Annotated in this window: 2 protein-coding genes; both read left to right on the top strand. The window is 74.0% G+C overall.

All coding sequences use genetic code 11. The features are described 5' to 3' along the window. Positions 1–272: 272 nt before the first annotated feature. Positions 273–1034, top strand: a complete 762-nt coding sequence (locus tag L0B03_RS17530) for a DeoR/GlpR family DNA-binding transcription regulator (RefSeq protein ID WP_250448251.1) — start codon at positions 273–275, stop codon at positions 1032–1034. Further along, the coding region (locus L0B03_RS17525) for a 1-phosphofructokinase family hexose kinase (protein ID WP_250448250.1) at positions 1031–1650 on the top strand (620 nt) is incomplete at its 3' end. The genes L0B03_RS17530 and L0B03_RS17525, both read left to right, overlap by 4 nt.

Raw genomic sequence — 1650 nt, 5'->3', positions numbered from 1 at the left:
GCTCCAGTGCCCCCCAGCGGCGCCCCAGCCGCGGCGGCCCAGGGCCGCCCCAGCCGTCGCGGCCCACGGTGAGGCGTCCGAGTCTCCGCGGCCGGGCTCCCAGGACCAAGGGCCCGGTCGGAGTCGGCGAGCCTGACGGACTGCGCGACCGCCGGGCCCTTTGTGGGCCGATGTCCGTTCTCGGGCTTGACACCGGACACAAACGGAACTAAACAAAGGGGTATCAACATCCGCCCGGGTCACTGAAGACCGGCTGAGATCGGGGAGCAGGCGTGTACGCGACGGAGCGTCAGCAGCAGATCATCAGCACTGCCCGTGCGGATGGTCGGGTCGAGGTCAAGGACCTCGCCGAGACCCTCGACGTCACCCCCGAGACCGTGCGCCGTGACCTCACCGCGCTCGAGCGGCGGGGCCTGCTCCGACGGGTCCACGGCGGGGCGATACCCGTCGAGCGCCTCGGCATCGAGCCTGCCGTCGCCGACCGCGAGGGACGGATGGCCGGCCAGAAGGAGCGCATCGCCAAGGCCGCCCTCGACGAGGTGCCCGAGGGCGGGTCCGTCATCCTGGACGCCGGCACCACGACCGTCCGCCTGGCCGAGCTGCTGCCGACCGAGCGCGAGCTCACCGTGGTGACGCACGCGCTACCCGTGGCCATGGTGCTCGCGACCCGGCCCAACATCACCCTGCACCTGCTGGGCGGCACGGTGCGGGGACGCACGCTGGCTGCGGTCGGGGCCTGGGCCGAGCGCTGCATGGCCGACGTCTACGCGGACGTCGCCTTCCTCGGGACCAACGGACTCACCGTCGAGCGCGGCCTGACCACCCCGGACCTCGCCGAGGCGGGGGTCAAGCGTGCCCTGGTCGGCGCGGCCCAGCGCACGGTGGTCCTGGCCGACCACACCAAGTTCGGCCGGGCCGACTTCGCCCAGGTCGCCCCGCTGTCCGCGATCGACACCGTGATCTCCGACAGCGACCTGGACGCCGAGCTGGCCGACGAGGTCGAGACCGCCGGACCGAGGGTGGTGCGGGCATGATCATCACCGTCACCCTCAACCCGAGCCTCGACCGCACCGTCGAGGTCGATGACCTCGTGCGGGGCGAGGTGCTGCGTGCCCGCGGCGTGCACCTGCACCCCGGCGGCAAGGGGGTCAACGTCACCCGCGCCCTGCTGGCCAACGGCGTCGCGAGCCGCGCCGTCCTGCCGGTCGCGGGTGCCGAGGGCGACCAGCTCGTCGGGCTGCTCACCGCCGAGGCCGTCGACGTCGTCACGGTGCCCGTGTCGGGACGCACCCGGTCCAACGTCACGATCGCCGAGGCGGACGGGACCGTGACCAAGCTCAACGAGCCAGGTCCCGCGCTGGACGCCGCCGACCTCGACCGGCTCCTGGACGGGGCCCTCGCGACCGTCGCGCCGCACGGCTGGGTGGTGCTGTGCGGGAGCCTGCCGCCAGGGGTGCCGACCGACCACTACGCGGCCATGACCCGCCGGGCCCACCAGGCCGGGGCCCGCGTGGCCCTCGACACCAGCGGACCGGCCCTGGTCGAGGCGCTGGCGGCCGCACCCGACCTGATCAAGCCCAACGCCGAGGAGCTCGCGGAGGCTGCGGGGATGTCCCTCGGCTCGCGCGCCGACGTCGTCGAGGCCGCGCA

The organism is Actinotalea sp. C106 (genome assembly GCF_023630195.1).
GTDB lineage: Bacteria > Actinomycetota > Actinomycetes > Actinomycetales > Cellulomonadaceae > Actinotalea.
The sequence above is the reverse complement of the archived record's forward strand: the minus strand, read 5'-3'. Positions and strand labels throughout refer to the sequence as shown.